The 18,561-nt window shown below is 44.0% G+C and carries 16 protein-coding genes; 11 read left to right on the forward strand and 5 right to left on the reverse strand.

What is annotated here, in order from left to right; all coding sequences use genetic code 11:
• Nucleotides 1-78 precede the first annotated feature (78 nt).
• From A3860_RS24265 to A3860_RS24285, 5 genes are all read left to right on the forward strand, one after another.
• Complete coding sequence (locus tag A3860_RS24265) at nt 79-2,349, forward strand: TonB-dependent receptor (protein ID WP_081150876.1); 2,271 nt, start codon at nt 79-81, stop codon at nt 2,347-2,349.
• 42 nt (nt 2,350-2,391) lie between these two features.
• The gene (locus tag A3860_RS24270; protein WP_081150878.1) at nt 2,392-2,673 is read left to right on the forward strand and encodes a 2TM domain-containing protein; all 282 of its coding nucleotides are present in this window, start codon (nt 2,392-2,394) and stop codon (nt 2,671-2,673) included.
• Between the two features lie 58 nt (nt 2,674-2,731).
• On the forward strand, nt 2,732-3,370 hold the full coding sequence (locus tag A3860_RS24275; RefSeq protein ID WP_081150880.1) for a hypothetical protein: 639 nt from the start codon (nt 2,732-2,734) through the stop codon (nt 3,368-3,370).
• Nucleotides 3,371-3,479: 109 nt separating this feature from the next.
• Nucleotides 3,480-4,085 (forward strand): hypothetical protein, encoded by a 606-nt coding sequence (locus A3860_RS24280; protein WP_081150882.1) that lies wholly within the window; start codon nt 3,480-3,482, stop codon nt 4,083-4,085.
• Between the two features lie 47 nt (nt 4,086-4,132).
• Nucleotides 4,133-4,429, forward strand: a complete 297-nt coding sequence (locus A3860_RS24285) for a winged helix-turn-helix domain-containing protein (RefSeq protein ID WP_081150884.1) — start codon at nt 4,133-4,135, stop codon at nt 4,427-4,429.
• Nucleotides 4,430-4,478: 49 nt separating this feature from the next.
• Here the strand turns inward: A3860_RS24285 and A3860_RS24290 are convergent, their stop codons facing one another.
• Nucleotides 4,479-5,894 carry an Ig-like domain-containing protein gene (locus A3860_RS24290; RefSeq protein WP_081150886.1) on the reverse strand — a complete coding sequence of 472 codons (1,416 nt, stop codon included), beginning with the start codon at nt 5,892-5,894 and terminating at the stop codon, nt 4,479-4,481.
• Nucleotides 5,895-6,366: 472 nt separating this feature from the next.
• On the opposite strand from A3860_RS24290, the gene A3860_RS24295 reads away from it, so the two are divergent.
• On the forward strand, nt 6,367-7,302 hold the full coding sequence (locus A3860_RS24295; RefSeq protein WP_081150888.1) for an ABC transporter ATP-binding protein: 936 nt from the start codon (nt 6,367-6,369) through the stop codon (nt 7,300-7,302).
• Complete coding sequence (locus tag A3860_RS24300) at nt 7,280-8,152, forward strand: ABC transporter permease (protein ID WP_081150890.1); 873 nt, start codon at nt 7,280-7,282, stop codon at nt 8,150-8,152. Before A3860_RS24295 ends, A3860_RS24300 begins: the two co-directional genes overlap by 23 nt.
• Before the next feature lie 94 nt (nt 8,153-8,246).
• Here A3860_RS24300 and A3860_RS24305 read toward each other — a convergent pair whose 3' ends face one another.
• From A3860_RS24305 to A3860_RS24320, 3 genes are all read right to left on the reverse strand, one after another.
• Complete coding sequence (locus tag A3860_RS24305) at nt 8,247-10,226, reverse strand: PAS domain S-box protein (protein WP_158085343.1); 1,980 nt, start codon at nt 10,224-10,226, stop codon at nt 8,247-8,249.
• 293 nt (nt 10,227-10,519) lie between these two features.
• A complete protein-coding gene (locus tag A3860_RS24315; protein WP_143774245.1) occupies nt 10,520-11,863 on the reverse strand; it encodes a Gfo/Idh/MocA family protein in 1,344 nt (447 codons plus the stop codon).
• Nucleotides 11,864-12,064: 201 nt separating this feature from the next.
• A complete protein-coding gene (locus A3860_RS24320) occupies nt 12,065-13,027 on the reverse strand; it encodes a formylglycine-generating enzyme family protein (protein ID WP_081150898.1) in 963 nt (320 codons plus the stop codon).
• Nucleotides 13,028-13,321: 294 nt separating this feature from the next.
• On the opposite strand from A3860_RS24320, the gene A3860_RS41240 reads away from it, so the two are divergent.
• The 3 genes from A3860_RS41240 to A3860_RS42130 all read left to right on the forward strand — a co-directional run bounded on the left by A3860_RS41240 (nt 13,322) and on the right by A3860_RS42130 (nt 14,584).
• Nucleotides 13,322-13,471, forward strand: a complete 150-nt coding sequence (locus tag A3860_RS41240) for a hypothetical protein (protein WP_216823500.1) — start codon at nt 13,322-13,324, stop codon at nt 13,469-13,471.
• Nucleotides 13,472-13,536: 65 nt separating this feature from the next.
• Nucleotides 13,537-14,253 (forward strand): LolA family protein, encoded by a 717-nt coding sequence (locus A3860_RS24325; RefSeq protein WP_081150899.1) that lies wholly within the window; start codon nt 13,537-13,539, stop codon nt 14,251-14,253.
• Between the two features lie 202 nt (nt 14,254-14,455).
• Complete coding sequence (locus A3860_RS42130) at nt 14,456-14,584, forward strand: hypothetical protein (RefSeq protein WP_262497326.1); 129 nt, start codon at nt 14,456-14,458, stop codon at nt 14,582-14,584.
• Between the two features lie 338 nt (nt 14,585-14,922).
• Here the strand turns inward: A3860_RS42130 and pdxA are convergent, their stop codons facing one another.
• Nucleotides 14,923-16,023: a 4-hydroxythreonine-4-phosphate dehydrogenase PdxA gene (gene pdxA / locus A3860_RS24330; protein ID WP_081150901.1), complete on the reverse strand. Its 1,101-nt coding sequence runs from the start codon at nt 16,021-16,023 to the stop codon at nt 14,923-14,925.
• A gap of 448 nt (nt 16,024-16,471) precedes the next feature.
• Between pdxA and A3860_RS24335 the strand changes: the two genes are divergently transcribed.
• Nucleotides 16,472-18,448, forward strand: a complete 1,977-nt coding sequence (locus A3860_RS24335) for a T9SS type A sorting domain-containing protein (RefSeq protein ID WP_081150903.1) — start codon at nt 16,472-16,474, stop codon at nt 18,446-18,448.
• Nucleotides 18,449-18,561 lie beyond the last annotated feature (113 nt).

The raw sequence follows: 18,561 nt of genomic DNA on the forward strand, positions 1-18,561 counted from the left end.
GACAAATGTGGAAAAGTTTCACAATTAATTTGGTTTATATTATAAACTAATTTACGTTTGAGTAATAAATACACTGCAATGCATCACCTTTTGCCGCTGCTTATTTTACTCTTATCCTTTCTGGCCGGTTCGGGCCAAACCGTTATTTCAGGAAAAGTAAAAGATGGGAAAGGCCGTCCATTACAGGGCGCCAGCATTACCATAAAAGATACCTACGATGGCGCTACAACCGATTCTTTGGGTGCTTATCATTTCAAAACAACCGAAAAGGGGGAGCAAACCCTGCTGACCACTTCAATCGGTTATAAACTGCAGGAGCAAAAAATTACCATTACCGGCGCAACCCTGCATATTGATGTTTTATTAAAACAGGAGCCCAATGAATTAACGGCCGTAACAATTACCGCCGGTTCCTTTGAGGCAAGCGATACCAAACGCACCACAGTTTTAAATCCCATTGATATTGTCACCACTGCCAGTGCAAATGCCGATATCACCAGCGCTATTAAAACCCTGCCAGGCGCTCAGCAGGTAGGGGAGAGCGAAGGCCTGTTTGTTCGGGGCGGAACCGCACAGGAAACAAAAGTGTTCATAGATGGCACCCTGGTGAATAATTTCTTTTTTAGCAGTGTTCCCGACATTGCCCAACGCGGCCGTTTTTCGCCCTTTATTTTTAAAGGTACCGTTTTCAGCGCCGGTGGTTATTCGGCCTTATACGGTCAGGCGCTTTCTTCGGCCCTCATACTTGAATCTGTTGATTTGCCCGAACAGTCATCGGCCAGTGTTGGCGTTTCTACAGTTGGGCTGAATGCCGGCTTTCAAAAGCTGTCAAAGAAAAAGAACGCCAGCTGGGGTGTTAATTACGGTTATGTGAACCTGGCTGCCTATTTTGCTGCAGTTAAACAACGGCCCGATAATTTCAAAATACCCGAATTCCATAATGGTGAAGTTAATTTCCGCATCAAGACCTCTAAAAGCGGGATGCTGAAGTTTTATGGGTATTTCAATTTTAATGATTTGGGGTTACGCCGGCCCGATATTGATTCTACAGATCTGAAAAATGCGTTCAGACTCAGGAACTTTAATATATACGGCAATTTATCGTGGAAGGAAAAGCTGGGCCGTAAATGGCATTTATACCTGGGTGCTTCCTACAGCACCAACACCGATAAGATCGGTAATGAACTGCAAGACCAGCACAACGTGCCGGTGATCATTCCTTTTGAGCCCTACGATACAAAAAGTTTTAATGTTAAATCAACTGGTGAGCTGGCCCAAATAAAAACGGTGTTTGAGAGACGCCTGTATGGGTTAAGCGCCATTCGCTTTGGCGGCGAGTATATGTATTTTACCGATAAGAACGATTTTACCAATTACTATACAACCAATGGCATTGTTAAAGCCGATGATCATTTTAAAGCAGCTTTTGCAGAAGCAGACCTTTATATCACCAACGACCTTGCGGCCAAAATAGGCAGCCGGTTCGAACAAAGTTCCCTGCTCAATAAAGCCAACCTGGTTCCCCGCCTTTCACTGGCGTATAAAGTAGGAAATAAAGCACAGGCTTCGCTGGCGTATGGCATTTTTTATCAAAAGCCCGAAAAGGATTATTACCTGCGCGGTTATGCGTTTAATGACCTGTTGTATACGAGAGCCACGCATTACATAGCCAACTATCAAAAGGTTAGCAAAGATTACACTTTGCGCATTGAAGGGTTTTATAAGAAATACGAGCACCTGATAAAAACATACGGCAGCAATAACAACGGCATTATTGACAGTGTTGGCAATGCCGGTTTTGGCGATGCCAAGGGTATTGAACTTTTCTGGCGCGATCGAAAAACATTGAAAGATGTTGACTACTGGATCTCCTATTCATACCTCGATACCAAAAGAGATTACCTGAATTATCCATATGCCATTCAACCCAATTTTGCAGCAACGCATACTGCCAGCCTGGTGGTTAAAAAGTTTGTTACCAAAATAAAGACCCAGTTCAACGGTTCGTATACGTTTGCAACGGGCCGCCCCTATTACAATTTCCGTTATAACAATTCGGCCGGTAAATACGTGATTGCCGACCAGGGTAAAACCATTTCATACAACAATCTTAGCTTTAGTGTGAATTACCTGCCTACCATAGGGAATACCAAGGCAAAGAAATTTGTTGTGTGGGTTTTCTCTGTCAACAACGTATTAGGGAGCGATCAGGTGTTTGGTTATAACTATTCATACAATGGTCTCAGGAAAGATCCTATTTTGCCTACTGCCCGGCGGTTTTATTTTCTGGGTTGTTTCCTGAGCTTTGGCGTCGACAGAAGCGATGATGTGATCAATAATAATTTATAATACCTGTAATTAAACAATTTTCATAACCTTAAAACCAGTCACATGGAAAATGAAAAAGACCCACAATTGTGGAAAATTGCCCAACGGCGGGTTGGGTTTAAATATAACCTGATGTCCTATATTGGGATGAGCTGTTTCTTTTGGGGCATATGGCTTTGGGCCGGCATAAACGAAGGTAACATGGGGTATCCCTGGCCGGTATGGCCAATGGCGGGATGGGGAATTGGCCTGTTTTTCCATTTTTTAAACGCCTATGTTTATACCAATCCCAACAATAGTGTAGAACGGGAATATGAAAAACTGAAACAACAGCAGGTGAATTGAAATAACAAGAATGACCTGCCGAAATGAAATACACCTTAAAAAATAAAAACAGATCATCATGAAGAAAATCTTCTTTGCACTTATGTCGCTTGCTGTAGTAACCCAGGGGTTTGCACAAAGCGAAAAGTTCACCAAAGCAATGACCACTAACATTGCCCAGTTTGATTCGGCTAAAACTGCCGATGACATGCTGGCAGTATCTGCCAGCTTTGAGCGTATTGGCGATGCCGAAAAAACACAATGGCTTCCCTATTATTATGCTTCCTTAAGCGAGGTGATATATGCTTTTATGAAGAACGACATGGCCAATAATGATGCCTTTGCCCAAAAAGCTGAACAGTTGTTGAACAAAGCCGACGCCGCACAACCCAATAATTCAGAGATCAGTGTTGTAAAAGCAATGATCGCCACCCTGCGTATGCTGGTAAATCCGCAACAACGCTGGCAACAATACGGGGCTGTTATACAAACAGAAATTGAAAATGCCAAAAAGCAGGACCCCACCAATCCAAGACCCTATTACTTACAGGGCCAGAATTTACGTAACACCCCCGAGCAATTCGGTGGTGGTTGCGCCACTGCCAAACCCATGCTTGAAGAAGCCATAAAGAAATTTGACGCGTTTAAACCGGCATCGGGCATAGCCCCCAATTGGGGTAAAAGTCAAACCCAGAAAGTGCTTGATGGTTGTAAATAATTTTGAATTGTTCACGCACCACTATAGTGCGTGAACAATTTTTTTATTGTATCTCTACATCCGGTAATTTGATTATTGCCGGATTGACTATTATTAATTTTACTGTTATATGGAAAAAGACACTTCTTTTTCGCACACGGAAAGTTTAGCGTTGATTGAATCCATGATCAACCGGGCCACGAACCGTTTTAATGAAGATGGTTCATTGTATTTGTTATGGGGCTGGGTGGTATTTCTTTGCAGCATTACGGAATTTTTTCTGTTACGTATTCAATTTGAGAAGCATTACCTGGTTTGGACGCTTACCTGGGCAACCACAATATATCAGATATTCGTTTTGCGCAGAAAGCGGCGGAAACAAACGGTTCGCACCTATACTGATGATATTATCAAATATGTATGGCTCACATTTGTGATCATCATGTTCCTGGCGGCGGTGCTCATTGGAACCATTCAGGGAAAAGAGTATTATAAACTCATAGATCCCCTGTTTTTGGTCATTTATGGAATGCCCACCTTTTTGTCGGGCATTATTCTACGCTTTAAACCATTGATGTGGGGTGGCATCGGTTGCTGGGCGCTATCGGTAGTGACACCTGTAATTCCGTTTGAATATCATTTATTGCTGGTATCAGCGGCCATGGTCATCGCCTGGATTGTGCCGGGTTACCTGTTGCGAATAAAATTCAGGCGTTCGAACAGGGCGCTGGCGTAGCATTATATTTGTAAAAGATATATTCAATAAGGTTGAATGCGATTGAAATGGAGTTTAAAGATCTAGACCCGATTTTACATTCTCAACTGCGGCTGGCGGTTGTTTCACTTCTCATTAGCGTGAAGGAGGCGGAGTTTACTTTTATTCGCGAAAAGACAAATGCAACCGCCGGTAATTTGAGTGTGCAGATAAACAAGTTAAAAGAAGCCGGTTATATTGAAGTAACAAAACAGTTTAAGGATAATTATCCGCAAACCATGTGTAAAATAACCCCGGCGGGCGTTGCTGCGTTTGAGCAATATGTAAAGAACCTGCAGTCGTACCTGGGTATACATATAAAATAACCCCTGCCTTTTGGTAAAAGCAGGGGCGTATTATCTGTGAAACTTATTATTATTCCTTGATCAGCTTGACCATCATCCGCTCTTTGCTGTTCACGGTTACATCAAGCGTATAAGCGCCGGGTTGTAAATTATGCGTGCCTTCCATAATAAAACTATTTGCACCTGCAGCAACTTTCGATGTTTTATTGATCACAATGTCTCCATCGGCATTTAATATTTTCATAGCCACATAGCTGCTCTCATTCAATTGCGTTGTAACGGCAATATCATTTTTTGCCGGGTTGGGGGTAACGCTCACCATCTTCACTGTTGGTGTATTGTACACCCGTACTACCAGTAACCGGCTCGTGGCTACCTTACCGGCATTATCAAACTGTTTCAGGCGATAATACAGGTCTTTTTTAAGGGCAGTGTTCTTGCCCACTTCATCATTAAAGGAATATACTTTCCGCACATTTGAAGTGCCCTGTGCTTTTACAGTACCGGCTGTTTGCCATTTACGGCCATCGATACTTCTTTCTATCTCGAAGCGGTTGCTGTTGAATTCGTAACCGGTGGCCCATTTCAATTGAACCTCTCCGCCGTCGTTATACAACCCGGCGAAATCATTCAGGCTTATTGACTCATCGGGGAAATCAAGTTTAACGGTAGCATCCTGCGAGCACAGGCGGCCAAAACCATTATCACATACTTTATAGGTAAATGTGGTTGAATGCCCGGTAAAATCAGGATTGGGTGTAAATGTAAAGCTGCCATCTCCCTTCAATACCACTTTTCCATCGGGAGAGTTGGCGATCAGGTAGGCATTAAAATGATCGTGATCGGCATCCCGGTCATTTTCAGTGACCTGACCGTAAGCAGTATGATCGGGCAGTCCGGTAATGATGTCGTTTTCGGCAACAGGCGAGGTATTGCAGCCTTCGGCATAATGCAGGGAAGCTGAAACCACCAGCTGATCAATAGCAATACGCGTAGTGCCGCCTGTGCCCTGGTAATTCAGGTACAGTTTATATATACCCGGTTGAATATTTGAGAATGACTTATTATATGTGTGCGATGTTTGTGCCGAAACCGGGGCGCATTCGATACTGTCTAACCGGCTAACCAGCAAATTATTGGGATCGGTTAAATACAGTTTCAGCCACCTGCGGGTGCCTTTTTCAAAGGCCTGGTTAAATTGCCAGTTAAAGGAAATTGTAACCTGGCCGGTAATATCCAGTGCCGGGGTATAAATGCCGGTGCGTTGGTTCGCCGTTATGGTGGCGCCGGGAACCAGCCAGCCATCACTGTCGGTATTGGCGCGGGTGATGTCCACGTCAGGTAAAGTCCAGCAATGTGTTTGTAAATATCCTTTAAGCTGTGATAACGCAACACCGTCTCTTGTGTTGAAGTTCTCAGCAACCTGGGCGTTGGTACTGGAGGCCAACAGGCCGGTTATTACCAGTAAACAAAAAATGCGCTTCATTAATGAAAGTTTCAGCGATTAGTAAATAAATACTCCGGTGGTGGATGCAATGATCCATCAAGGGTATTCAAAGGCAAATACATTGTTTAAAGGATACCAACGAACAGGGTATGGGTATTACGAATTATTAGGGGATTACGTAGGAATTGGAAGTATTTATACTATAAAAAGCAGTTCCTGGAAGATATTAAACCGGCGACTTTTTTTATCTGAATACTGCTATCATTCAAATAGTCAGCGGCTTATGTAGGTTTTTGGAATTTATTACAGGAGCGATATTATATTCCTGCGGGTTACGGAATTATCAGAGGATGTAGTGGTACCTTACAAATGTAACTAACGGAATTGTTTTTTGCAAGCTGCACCACATAAAAATATATTTTGGTTAAATCGGTCTTAATTATAGCTGACTAATCCTTTATTTTTCAGGCCCGAACCTTTTCGGGTTGTAATTTGTACATTTTATTTACATATGTCTGCGATCATAAAGGTCAGTAATCTGAGTAAGCAATATCGTGAGGTGAAGGCAGTGAATGATATTTCATTTACTGTAAACACGGGCGATATTTATGGCTTTCTGGGTCAGAACGGGGCTGGTAAATCTACTACCATTCGCATGCTGCTGACCCTCATTGAACCAACAGCCGGCGCCATTGAATTGTTTGGTAGGAACTTATATTCCCACCGCAAAGAAGTATTACAGCAAATAGGGGCTGTTATTGAAAAGCCCGATCTGTACAAATACCTGACGGCTTATGAAAACCTTTCCCTGTTTGCGAAAATGAGCGGTGTTGCTGTTACTGATAAAAAATTAATGGACCAGTTAGAACAGGTTGGGCTTACCGAACGGGCCCATAGTAAAGTGCGCACCTTTTCGCAGGGTATGAAACAGCGTTTGGGAATTGCCATTGCACTGATCCACGATCCGCAACTGATCATTCTCGATGAACCAACCAACGGATTAGATCCCCAGGGCATAGCCGATATCCGTAACCTTATATTACACCTGAGCCGCCACCAGGGAAAAACCATTCTGGTATCATCGCACCTGTTGCATGAAATTGAATTGATAGCCAACCGCATGCTCATCATTGATAAGGGCAAAAAAATAATGGAAGGAACCGTTGCCGAACTGGTTGACCCCGCACGCACCATGGTGCATATTGAGGTCACCAATCCGCAACTCGTAATGGCGTGGTTGCAAAACAGCCGGTGGAGTGCCTGTGTTCAGGAACAGAATAATAACGTTATTCTGTTGCGTATGAACAAACCACAGGTACCTGAATTAACGGCCGAGCTGGTAAATGCCGGCGCTCATATTATGGCCTTGCAGCCCCAGAATTCATTGGAATCATATTTTCTGTCATTAACAACCGAAAACCGGCATGTGGACACTTTTACAAATTGAGCTTTTTAAAATATTCAAACGGCCGCGTACATATATTGCTTTTATTGCCATTGCAGCTATTGTAATATTAATTCAGCTGGCTCTGTACCTCGATGGCAAAACCTATATTGGTTTTCTGCTGCAAAGTATTGAACGGTTTAATGTGGAAGGCAAAATACTGAATGGGTATTTTGTGTGTTATTTTATTCTGCAAACCCTGCTCATACATGTGCCATTATTGATTGCGCTGGTTGGGGGCGATATGATCGCCGGCGAGGCCAATATGGGCACCTTGCGTTTACTGATCAGTAAACCCATTAGCCGGTCTACTTTATTGATCAGCAAATTTCTGGCATCTACCATTTATACCCTCATGTTGTTGATATGGATGGCCATTTTATCGCTGCTGGTGTCGCTGCTGATATTTGGTTCGGGCGACCTGATGGTATTTCAGAGCCAGGTGATCATTCAAATTCCACAATCGGATGTGTTCTGGCGTTACCTTGCTGCATTTGGGTTTGCGGCTATTGCCATGACAACCGTAGCTGCCCTGTCGTTCTTTTTGTCGTTGTTTGCTGAAAATTCAATTGGTCCCATTGTAGCGGCGATGAGCATTGTTATTGTGTGCACCATATTAACGACTATGGACCTGCCCTTGTTTTTATCGATGAAGCCCTTCCTTTTCACTTCGCATATGCTTGGCTGGAAAGGATTTTTTGATATAAAGGCAACAACCGGTAACAGTGCGGTACCCGGCAGTATACAAAACCTGCCGGCTATTCTTCGTTCGGCCCTGATACTGGTTGTGCATATTATTGGGTTTGTAGGGGCGGCGGTAATCATTTTTAGGAAGAAGGATGTTTTATCGTGATTTGCGAAACAAAAGTTCAGAAGCAGGAGGTAAAAGCGAGTCTGAAATTTCGGGATCTTCGTACTTCCTACGTCTTACTTCCTACCCCCGACAATCAATCAGCTATTGTAAAATGGAAAATGCTGCCTTTGCCGGCTTCCGATTCTACCCAAATAGTGCCACCATGCAGCTCTACTATTTTCTTGCAGTGCGCAAGCCCAATACCCGAACCTTCATAAACCGACCGGTTGTGCAACCGTTGGAAAATAATAAATATGCGTTGCTGGTATTGTTTCTCAATACCAATACCATTATCGCGGAACCGGAAATGCCAGTGGCCCATTTCGCGTACGGCAGAAATTTCAATGAATGGCGCAATGCCCTGTTTCTGGAATTTGATAGAATTGCTGATCAGGTTCTGGAATAACAATTTTAATTCGGTGGGAAATGCATTCACTACAGGCAGCTTGCCGGTTGTGATCACTGCTTTATTTTCCTTGATCACTTTGGCGAGGTCGGCCAGTACTTCTTCAAACGCAACATTGCAATCGACCGGTTCAAACTTTTTCTCCCGGCCAATACGCGAGTAATCGAGCAGGTCTTTGATCAGAGTTTTCATACGGTCAGAAGCCTGTATCACATAATCGATATACCGGTTGGCGTTGTCATCGAGCTTGCCATGGTATTGCTTGCGAAGCAGTTCCACAAAACTGGAAGTAGTGCGCAGCGGTTCCTGCAGGTCGTGTGAGGCCACATAGGCAAATTGTTCCAGCTCTTTGTTCTTGATCTCCAGCTCGCCGGTGCGTTGTTTTACTTTTTTCTCGAGGGTTACATTAGATTCCCTGATCTCTTTTTCAAGCCTTTTCTTTTCAGAAATATCGCGAATGGCGGCTGTGATCAGTAATCCTTCTTTGGTGTGCATGGGGCTTAAACTTATTTCAACCGGAAATTCTTCGCCGCTTTTGCGCCGGCCCAATAATTCAAGGCCTACATCGGTTGAACGCACGCCGGGGAAGTCGTAAAACAATTTCCGGTTTTCCTGCGGCGTGGTACGGAACCGTTCGGGTAATAATAACTCCACGTCATGACCAATGAGCTCATTTTTAGTGTACCCGAAAATATATTCACACTTGTTATTGACGAGTTGAATGATCCCTTTTTCACCAACAATAACAATGGCGTCGGGGGCCGATTCCAACAACCCTTTGAACTTTTGTTGCGCCTGTTCAATATTGCGGATACTTAGAGCCAGCTCTTCAGACATGGTGTTGAAGTTATTGGCCAGTATCCCGATCTCATCTTTTGAAAATGCTTTTGCCTTGCGGGTAAAATCTCTTTTGGCAACGGCCTTGGCCGATTGCAGGATCTCGTTCAGGCCTTTTTGAATGTTACGGCTCACCACAATGGCCAGGGTTAAACCCGTTATTTCAACAGTAAGGGCAATCGAAAATAATATTTTCAGCACCAGGTTCTCGAGCCAGCGCGACCCTTCACCAAGCGTATACGAAAAATCATCTTCCAGTTTGGTGAGGCGGGCATTTAAAGGGTCAATAGCCTGCACGATCTCATTGATCTTTTCAGTTGAAGGATGGCCAGAGTTAATTTCTTTATGTAATTGTTCCCCAATTGGGATGAACTCAGCCACCAGCGGATCGGCTTTTGACCAAATTGTGATGGCTTTGTTGATGTATGAAATGGAGTTGAACCGGGTGAACAGGTTGATCATGCCCTCTACATCTTCTTTATGATTGCGGCCTTCAATAAAACCCTCCCGCGCAATTTTCATATCAGGTTTTTTCCTGCTTAGCTCAACCAGGGTTTTGTGATCGCCCCGGGGCACATTCATAAAATATTTAAATTTATCATAATCGGTTTCATCATGACTGCGGCTGTATTTCAACAACTGGTACATGGCATCTTTTTGTGCTTTTGACCAAAGCCCTTCACCGCTTACGTATGCCCTTACTGAAGAAAGGGTATTTATGGAGAAAATGAGCGCCCCCAATTCAATAGCTATCAGGGTAGCCATAATGCCTACCGTAAAGTATAATTTTTTAGCAATGGATACATTTTTGAACCACTTGAAAAGCGACACACCCTTCATTTTACATTCGTGTTTTAATTACCCGTATATACATTGATATCATTGGCAAATACCCGGTACCAGCATGGGTACATCATACCATTTGCGTTGCACTTGTTGATTGGTTGAATAGTAACCTGGGAATACTTTCTGCTACTGAACGGAGCCTGGGCAGCGAAGCTGGCTGCCAGTAAGGGGAAGGTAAGTAAAATTTTTAAGGTATGCCAGCCGGCCGGGCAAAATAAAGCCCCGAAGAATGGTGCCGGTTGTACCTTTCTTCGGGGCGGGCTGACTATCAATATTTTTTAAAATCCATACTTCGTTACTCCGGGAATGGGAACCGGGTAATAGCCTTCATCATTGGGTAAAATGGGTGGCATGGCATTGAAATCGTATGATTGGGGTTGCAGGTTCAACCCCGAGTTCAATGCTTTGTCCCATTCAACTACCTGTCCGGTATAGGTGGCCATACGGCCCAGGATAGAAGTCATGGAGCTATGGGCGCCCATTTCGGCATCAGCGAACTTGTATTCACCTTTGGCAATAGCCGCAAACAATTCATCGTGTTCGGTTTGGTAAGGATTGTTTTCGGTTTGTTTATCGAACTGGTACAGCACTTTTCCTTTCGGGTCAACAATGTTGGCATCGCCGCACTGGATCTTTCCTTTTGTGCCCACCAGTAGTTCATCAACCTTGCTCATGGTGCCGGGAATATGGCGGCACTGGCTGTTGAGCACAGAGCCATCGGCATAGGTGAACTCAACGTAGTGATGGTCGAAGATCTCACCATTATCTTTGCCTTTACGCACCTGGCGGCCACCCATACCCTGGGCTTTCACCGGGTAACCCTCTTTGAACCAGTTCACCACATCAATATTATGGATATGCTGTTCGCAAATATGATCGCCGCATAACCATACAAAGTAATACCAGTTGCGCATCTGGTATTCCATTTCTGTTTGGCCGTACTGGCGTTTGCGCACCCATACGCCATCATTGTTCCACCAGGCCTGGGCCGATATAATATCACCGATGAGCTTTTTGCGTTTGAATAACTCGCGGTAAGAATTCTGGTAGTGGCGCTGCAAACCTACTACCACGTTTAATTTCTTTTGTTTGGCTGATTCGGCGGCCTCCAGCACCTTCTTTATACCGGCAGGATCGGTGGCCACCGGTTTTTCCATGAATACATGTTTGTTTTGTTTGATTGCCTCTTCAAAATGAATAGGTCGAAAGCCGGGCGGTGTTGCCAGTATCACTACATCGGCCAGGGCAATCGCTTTTTGATAGGCATCAAAACCGGAGAATTTTCTTTCTTCCGGAACATCGATGCGTTCGCTTAAATTAACACCACCATTATTTTTTGCGTTTTCGGGTGCGGTTAGCCGTTTATAGCTACGGTCGAGGTTGTCGCGAAAAGCATCGGCCATGGCCACCAGCTTAACGTTCTGTTTGCTTAATAAGGCCTGTTGTGCGGCGCCGGTACCCCGGCCGCCGCAGCCGATCAACGCAACTTTTATGGTATCGTCTGCACCAGAAAAGAAATTGGCTTTTGAGATCAATGGAGCTGCAAGTAAACCTCCGGCCAGCCAGGTAGATTGTTTTACAAAGCGGCGGCGCGAAGTGGCAAGGTTGTTCGATGTGCTCATTTGCATCAGTTTTAGTATAACAAAATCAGGAACCGTATGTATTTTTTATTCTTGAATCTTTTATTCATTCGCCTTTTGGCGGAAGCCTGAATTTCGGATTTCTGATTTTGCGATTTAGGGATTTTGCGATTTCGTTTAGGTTTTGCCTTCTGACCAATCTCAAAATCGCGAAATCTCAAAATTTCAAAATTCCCCTGGGTGTTACTCGCGGCAATATTTTTTATAAAAAGCTTCTGCTTCTTCTGCAGTGGGCGCCTGTACCGGACGAACGATCCTGAAGCCAACGGCCATGGCATCGGTTAACCACCATTTGCTTTTTGGCATTTGAGGATCGCGTTTATTCCATGACGCATCGGAGGGCTGCCGGGTTGCACAGCGAAGTGCATCGGCTTTGTCGGAATAACCGCCGCCGCGAACCGTGCGGGGATATGTTTCCGTTGGCGCCACCATTGGGTTGGTGCCTGTATCGCCCAAACTGGTAAAATAATCTTCGCGAAACTGATCGAGCGTCCATTCGCTTACATTGCCCAGCATATCATACAATCCCCAGGCATTGGGCTTTTTTTGCCCGGTTTTCTGGTACTTCTTATTGCTGTTCTCAGCAAACCAGGCATAATCTTTCAGTTGTTTGGGATCATCGCCAAAAAAGTAGGCGCTGGTGGTGCCCGCCCGGCAGGCATATTCCCATTCGGCCTCAGTAGGAAGGCGGTAAAAGATGCCGGTCTTTTTATACAGCCAGCGGCAATACATCATAGCAGTATATTGCGACATGCTATTAACCGGAAAACCGCCCTGTTTTCCCATGCCCCAGCTAAGATCAATATATTGCGGTGTAGGCCGGGTTACGGCATCCACCTCTGATTCGCGGGGGAGATTTTCATCATTGAAGAACAATAAAAATTCATCATAGGTCACTTCTTTGGCGCCCATCCAGAATGCATCGAGCTTTACTTTTTTTGCAGGTCCTTCCACCGGTTTATGACCTGTTTCGGTGGCAGGACTGCCCATCATAAAACTGCCGGCCTGTATTGGCACCATATTAAAGCTTACGTTGCTGCCGGGCATTGTTTGAGCGTAGGGTGCGAATGCGGTTGAGTTACCTGTTTGGGCAAAGGCACTAGCGCCTCCCAACAAAAATGACATTACAAATAATGCTGATTTCACAAGGTGTTCTTTTGATGAAGGAACGGAAATTAAGAAATTAAAACATGCGCGATGCAAACGCTGCCATATTAGTTAAGACAAACGTTTGCAAAATGCTAAACGCCGGATCCTCGTTTTACGAGCTGCTGATTCAAGATCATAGCCGAAAAGCGAACCGAACCCCGACGAGTGCGACGCAACCACGGTCAAATAGTAGTGCCAATGCCGGGCCCCAAACTGTTTTTCTGCTTTCCTTTTATATGTCGGTTCAGGGCCATAAACCCCTAAACCATAATGGCCTGTTTATTTTTGCTAATGGCTACAGGTGTTAGCGCTGCTACCACACCGGTAGGCCGAAATCCCGGAAGAAAGGAACTGGGGTATAAGATATTCAGGGTATGGAATACGGAAATTTTTAAAATGGGCAGAGGAGAGCTTGCCTTTATAAAAGCCTGCGGCCCTTGAGGCTGCTTTCTGTAAGGCTTCGTTAAAACTGCCGCTGGCTGATGCAGGTGTGTTAAATTTGTAGTATGAATATTCCCGGAATGAAATTATCTGTATTGGCCTGTTTGCTGATGCTGTTCTTACTGCCTGGTTTTGTGAGCCGTGCACAGGATGCCAATGATCTGATAAAGAAAGTAAAGGAAAAGCTGGCGCTTGTAAACGACTATCAGGCTGAGGGTGTAATGAAAACGGATGTGTCGTTCATGAAGGTTCCCGAATCGAAAGTGACCATTTTTTATAAGAAACCCGATAAATTCAAGATCAGAAAACAGGATGGTATTTCCATTGTGCCCAAAGGCGGTGGCAATATTAACCTGGCTTCTTTGTTTGAAGGAAATAATTATACGGCCGTGGCAGCCGGAAAGGGTACGGTGGATGGTTCGCCGGTTGCGATCGTTAAATTATTACCACTCGATGAAAAGAGCGACATAGTGGTTTCAACCCTGTATATTGATGAAAAAGAATCGCTGGTGAAAAAGGCCATTATTACCACCCGCGAAAATGGAACTTACGAAATGGAAATGCAGTATGGCAAATACGGCAACCGCGGTTTGCCCGATGTGATCACTTTTTTATTTGCTACCAAAGATTATAAACTACCCAAAGGGCTCGCATTTGATTATGATACCGGTGAACAAACATCAAAAGCAAATTCAGCAAGCGGTAATCAAAAAGGTAAAATTCAAATTTCCTACACCAGTTATATTATAAACAAGGGCATTGCCAACGAGATGTTTAAATAAGTGCTATAGCCCCCAGAAATGTTTTATTGTGCTATTGATCTATGTCAAATAATTTTGATGTATGAAATTTCAGTTTGGTGATAATCAGCCAGTTGTTGAATAAGTGCTATTCTTTATTATTTATTAGGGGAAATAATATATTCAACACATACGTTATATAAGCGCACTTTAATTGTGAAACGTACACCTGAAAACTGAAAACATGTCTTTATTTCTACGCATCTTCAAATTACCTGCCGGTTATTTTTATTCATTAAGACCCAGTGTTGTTGTAACTAACCAGTTGGTTGTTAAAGGCAACAGGTACCAGGTGCTTCGTAATTCAAGTTAAATCTTTCATTCAATATGTTCCTGCCCCGGAAGTGGGCGATTCCTGTGTATTTGGTATGAAATAGTTGTTCTGATGTGTGAACTTATTTCGTAAACCTTAGCCTATGCTTTGCATGAAGTGTATTGCTTAAACCTTGTCCTTATTTTTTAAACCTTAAAAGTTGCAATGACTGACATCTTATTCCTAAACCTTAGCTTATGGCAGAGATAGTTGTCCTGATCCCGATGATCCGGAATTATGAACAGGCAAACTTATTTCATAAACCTTAGCCTACTTGTCCTATCAAAATAAAAAATCCCCCGGAAGGCCGGGGGATTTTTGTTATTCAATGTTGTAATTTATTCTTCGTTGCTGTCTTCTTCAATTTTTTCATCTTCCACATTGGCGAGAATGGCCGGTGTAACTTTCTTCACGGGATTGCGATGGCTTTCAATATATCCATGGCGGCGGTTAATGATATCGATACATTCGAATATGGCTGTGAGAAATGAGGTATTATCGGCCTTGTTCTTACCGGCAATATCAAAGGCAGTGCCATGGTCGGGGGAAGTGCGAACGACAGGCAGGCCTGCAGTATAGTTCACGCCTTCGCCAATGGCCAGTGATTTAAAAGGTATTAAACCCTGGTCGTGGTACATAGCCAGTACGGCATCGAATTTTTCATACTGCCTGCGGGCAAAGAATGCGTCGGCACTGTAGGGCCCCATGGCCAGCATAAAATGACGCGCATCTTTAATAGCCGGCTTAATGATCTCTTCTTCTTCCCGGCCAATCAATCCTTCATCGCCGGCATGGGGGTTAAGGCCCAGTACGGCAACCTTGGGTTTATCGATGCCAAAATCTTTAATAAGTGAGTTATTGATGATGTTGAGCTTCGACAGAATGTTTTCCCGGGTAACATATTTTGCGGCCTCGGCCAGGGGAACATGTTCGCTTAACAAACCTACCCTGAACGAACCAGCCACCATAAGCATGGCTACATCCTGCACGCCGAAAACGTGTTTCAGGTAGGGCGTATGGCCCGTATAATTGAATTCGTTGCTGTGGGTATTTTTTTTATGAATTGGTGCCGTGATCAATCCATGGATCTTATTTTCTTTCAGGGCCTGCACTGCCATGGTCAATGATTTGATAGCGTACTTGCCACCTATATCAGACAACTGGCCGGGGGTAATGCCCACCTCTTCTTCCCAGCAATTGAAAATGTTGATCTGTTTAAAATTAACGCGGTTCAGTTCCTTGATGCTTTGATAGCTGAAATTGATGTCGGGCACCGATTTACGGTAAAAATTGATCACTTTATTAGAGGCAAAAATAACGGGGGTACAAAGTTCGAGCAGGCGATGATCGTTCAGGGTTTTTATGATCAGTTCAGCCCCAATTCCGTTCAGATCGCCGATCGAGATACCTATTATGGGTTTTTGTTGTTGTGCGTTCATTGTGAGTTTACTATTGAAGCGGCTAATTTACGATATAATGTTCAAGATAATGTTCCACCGTGTGTTTAAGGCATAATGCCAGCCAGCCTTTCGGGTAAAGGGTTAAAGACGGCTGCCTTAAAGGTATACCGGGATGTAAAGCCGGGAAACTCCATATCCTGGAAAATTAGTTCAACAATTAATCCCAAAACCGGCCGGCCTCTCCTTATTAAATTAAGTGTTAACACCTAAGTTACTGAAACAAAGCCCTTAGGAAAATATATGATTTAGTATATATACTATATGATATTAATATAATGTTATTTACATTTGACCAAAATCAATCCACCCTTATGAAAATGCTAAAATTATGTTGGCAATACTTTTCATGCGGACCTCCATTTATAAACGGGCTACCTATTAGACCTTCCGTGCAGACTGTTTCCCTTTAGAGTATAAATCCGTTTTTATGAAAATCCGTTTACGTGAAACTATTACCCTGATGTTACTGCTAGCCAGTTTATCCTGGTCGCAGGCTCAGATAACCGCGCCTGTGATCCGCGGTAAATTTGGTGTAGATGCCGATGTACAACTTGACTGGTTCAATGAAGCGCTTAAGACCAGTCCTGTAAATGATGACTGGTATTACCGGCTTGGTAGCGCAGCCAATACTGGTATTTTTATTATTGATACTGCCGGGGCCGGGGCTAAAATGGCGCAATATGCTGCAGGTAAAAACCTGACAACTCCTTTCTACAAGAAAATGCAATATCCCGCTTTTAGTATTGTAGGGAGCAGAACACTGATCGATGCTATTTTTGTGCGCGACTATCATGGCAATGATACTACTGCATTTGCTGCTGGCTCAGATAAAAATGGAGACAGTCCGGCCGATTGGACAGGTGATGTACAATCGATTCCCAACAAAAATGATATCCTCGACTCGTATGTGCATATTCGAAGGGAAGGCCCTACGGGAACTCTTGCCGATACGCTGTGGATGTATGGCGGTTTGGCCCTCGAGGCAACGAATGGTAACCGGTATTTTGATTTTGAATTATACCAGACCGATATTTTTTACACCCGCGCTACGAAAGCATTCACAGGGTATGGCCCCGATGCCGGGCACACTTCCTGGAAATTTGATGCTGCGGGTAATGTAACGCAGGTGGGCGATATTATTTTTTCGGCTAATTATGGCAGCTCGAGCCTTTCTTCTATTGAAGCCCGCATTTGGATCGACGAAGCTGACTTTGCTATAATTCCCAATGCATTTGACTGGACGTATACCTTTGATGGCGCAAACAGCGGTTCGCAATATGGCTATGCCGGTATAAAACCGAAAACCGCAGATCCTTTTTATTTTGGTACAACAAATTCAACTACCAGTTGGGCCGGTCCTTACGGAATAGTGCGGGCCGATAATTCAGTGCTGACGAGTTTCGCGGCAGGCCAGTTTATGGAATTTGGGGTGAACCTCTCCATTTTGGGATTGAACCCCGATAAACTCCTTGGAGTAACTAATTGCGGTATTCCTTTCAGCAAGATCCTGATCAAGACGCGTTCTTCTGTTTCTTTTAATGCAGAGTTAAAAGATTTTATCGGCCCCTTCGATCTGTTCCTGCCCGACAAGGCAGATGCTGCGGCCGATCAGCCGGTATTTTGCGGCGCTACAGGCATAAGTACTTTAACAGTTGTAAATCCTTATTCAACTTCTAACTATGCCTGGACCACAGCCAATGGCCACATTGTTGGCGCCACTACCGGAACAAGTATTACAGTTGACCAGCCAGGTACCTATATTGTTACGCAAACACTGGCCACCAGTTGTCCTTATTATGCAAGCGATACAGTAGTGATAACTTCAGATCCTACCTGTGTGGTACTGGCAACCAACGATGTAACCTTAAGTGGCGAGTTGGCAAAAAGTGTGGTGAACCTTGACTGGTCGGTATTCCAGAACCAGGAAGTGCAATCTTTCACCATTGAAAGAAGTATTGATGGCACACATTTTACGCTTGTAGATATAGTAAATAATCAATCGCCCACAACACGGTACCTGGCCTATAAAGCTACCGATAATGTAAGTGGGTTGAATGGTTCGTATGTGTATTACCGCATCAAGGTATCGGGCCGTAATGGCGGAGTTCAATACACCAGAACTATACGAGTGGCATTGGATGGTAATTCAACCGGGATAACCCTGTCGCCTAACCCCGTGCGTGATCATTTTCAGCTATACATGCATTCAGATGCCGACAGGGATGTGCAGGTACAGGTTTATAGTGTTACCGGCCAGTTGATGAGAACTATGCACACGCAGGTGAAAAAAGGCTATTCTACCATTAGCATGGATGATTTCAAAAGCTGGGCAAAAGGCATGTATACCGTTAAAGTGCTTGCGGGCAGCGATACATTTATAGAAAAGATGATCCTCACTAAATAACAACTGTTGTTTTTTTATGTTTTACTTGCAGCTTGAAGTGTTATGCTTTAAGCTGCAGGTTTTAACCACCACTCAAATGTATTCATGTAGGATTTGAATTAAACATTAAACAA

Origin of the sequence: Niastella vici (genome assembly GCF_002077945.1) — a bacterium.
Classification (GTDB): domain Bacteria; phylum Bacteroidota; class Bacteroidia; order Chitinophagales; family Chitinophagaceae; genus Niastella; species Niastella vici.

Coding starts and splice junctions, on each gene's coding strand:
- A3860_RS24265 (WP_081150876.1), top strand. CDS start 79: ATGCATCACCTTTTGCCGCTGCTTATTTTACTCTTATCCTTTCTGGCC.
- A3860_RS24270 (WP_081150878.1), top strand. CDS start 2,392: ATGGAAAATGAAAAAGACCCACAATTGTGGAAAATTGCCCAACGGCGG.
- A3860_RS24275 (WP_081150880.1), top strand. CDS start 2,732: ATGAAGAAAATCTTCTTTGCACTTATGTCGCTTGCTGTAGTAACCCAG.
- A3860_RS24280 (WP_081150882.1), top strand. CDS start 3,480: ATGGAAAAAGACACTTCTTTTTCGCACACGGAAAGTTTAGCGTTGATT.
- A3860_RS24285 (WP_081150884.1), top strand. CDS start 4,133: ATGGAGTTTAAAGATCTAGACCCGATTTTACATTCTCAACTGCGGCTG.
- A3860_RS24290 (WP_081150886.1), bottom strand. CDS start 5,894: ATGAAGCGCATTTTTTGTTTACTGGTAATAACCGGCCTGTTGGCCTCC.
- A3860_RS24295 (WP_081150888.1), top strand. CDS start 6,367: ATGTCTGCGATCATAAAGGTCAGTAATCTGAGTAAGCAATATCGTGAG.
- A3860_RS24300 (WP_081150890.1), top strand. CDS start 7,280: ATGTGGACACTTTTACAAATTGAGCTTTTTAAAATATTCAAACGGCCG.
- A3860_RS24315 (WP_143774245.1), bottom strand. CDS start 11,863: ATGAGCACATCGAACAACCTTGCCACTTCGCGCCGCCGCTTTGTAAAA.
- A3860_RS41240 (WP_216823500.1), top strand. CDS start 13,322: ATGGCTACAGGTGTTAGCGCTGCTACCACACCGGTAGGCCGAAATCCC.
- A3860_RS24325 (WP_081150899.1), top strand. CDS start 13,537: ATGAATATTCCCGGAATGAAATTATCTGTATTGGCCTGTTTGCTGATG.
- A3860_RS42130 (WP_262497326.1), top strand. CDS start 14,456: ATGTCTTTATTTCTACGCATCTTCAAATTACCTGCCGGTTATTTTTAT.
- pdxA (WP_081150901.1), bottom strand. CDS start 16,023: ATGAACGCACAACAACAAAAACCCATAATAGGTATCTCGATCGGCGAT.
- A3860_RS24335 (WP_081150903.1), top strand. CDS start 16,472: ATGAAAATCCGTTTACGTGAAACTATTACCCTGATGTTACTGCTAGCC.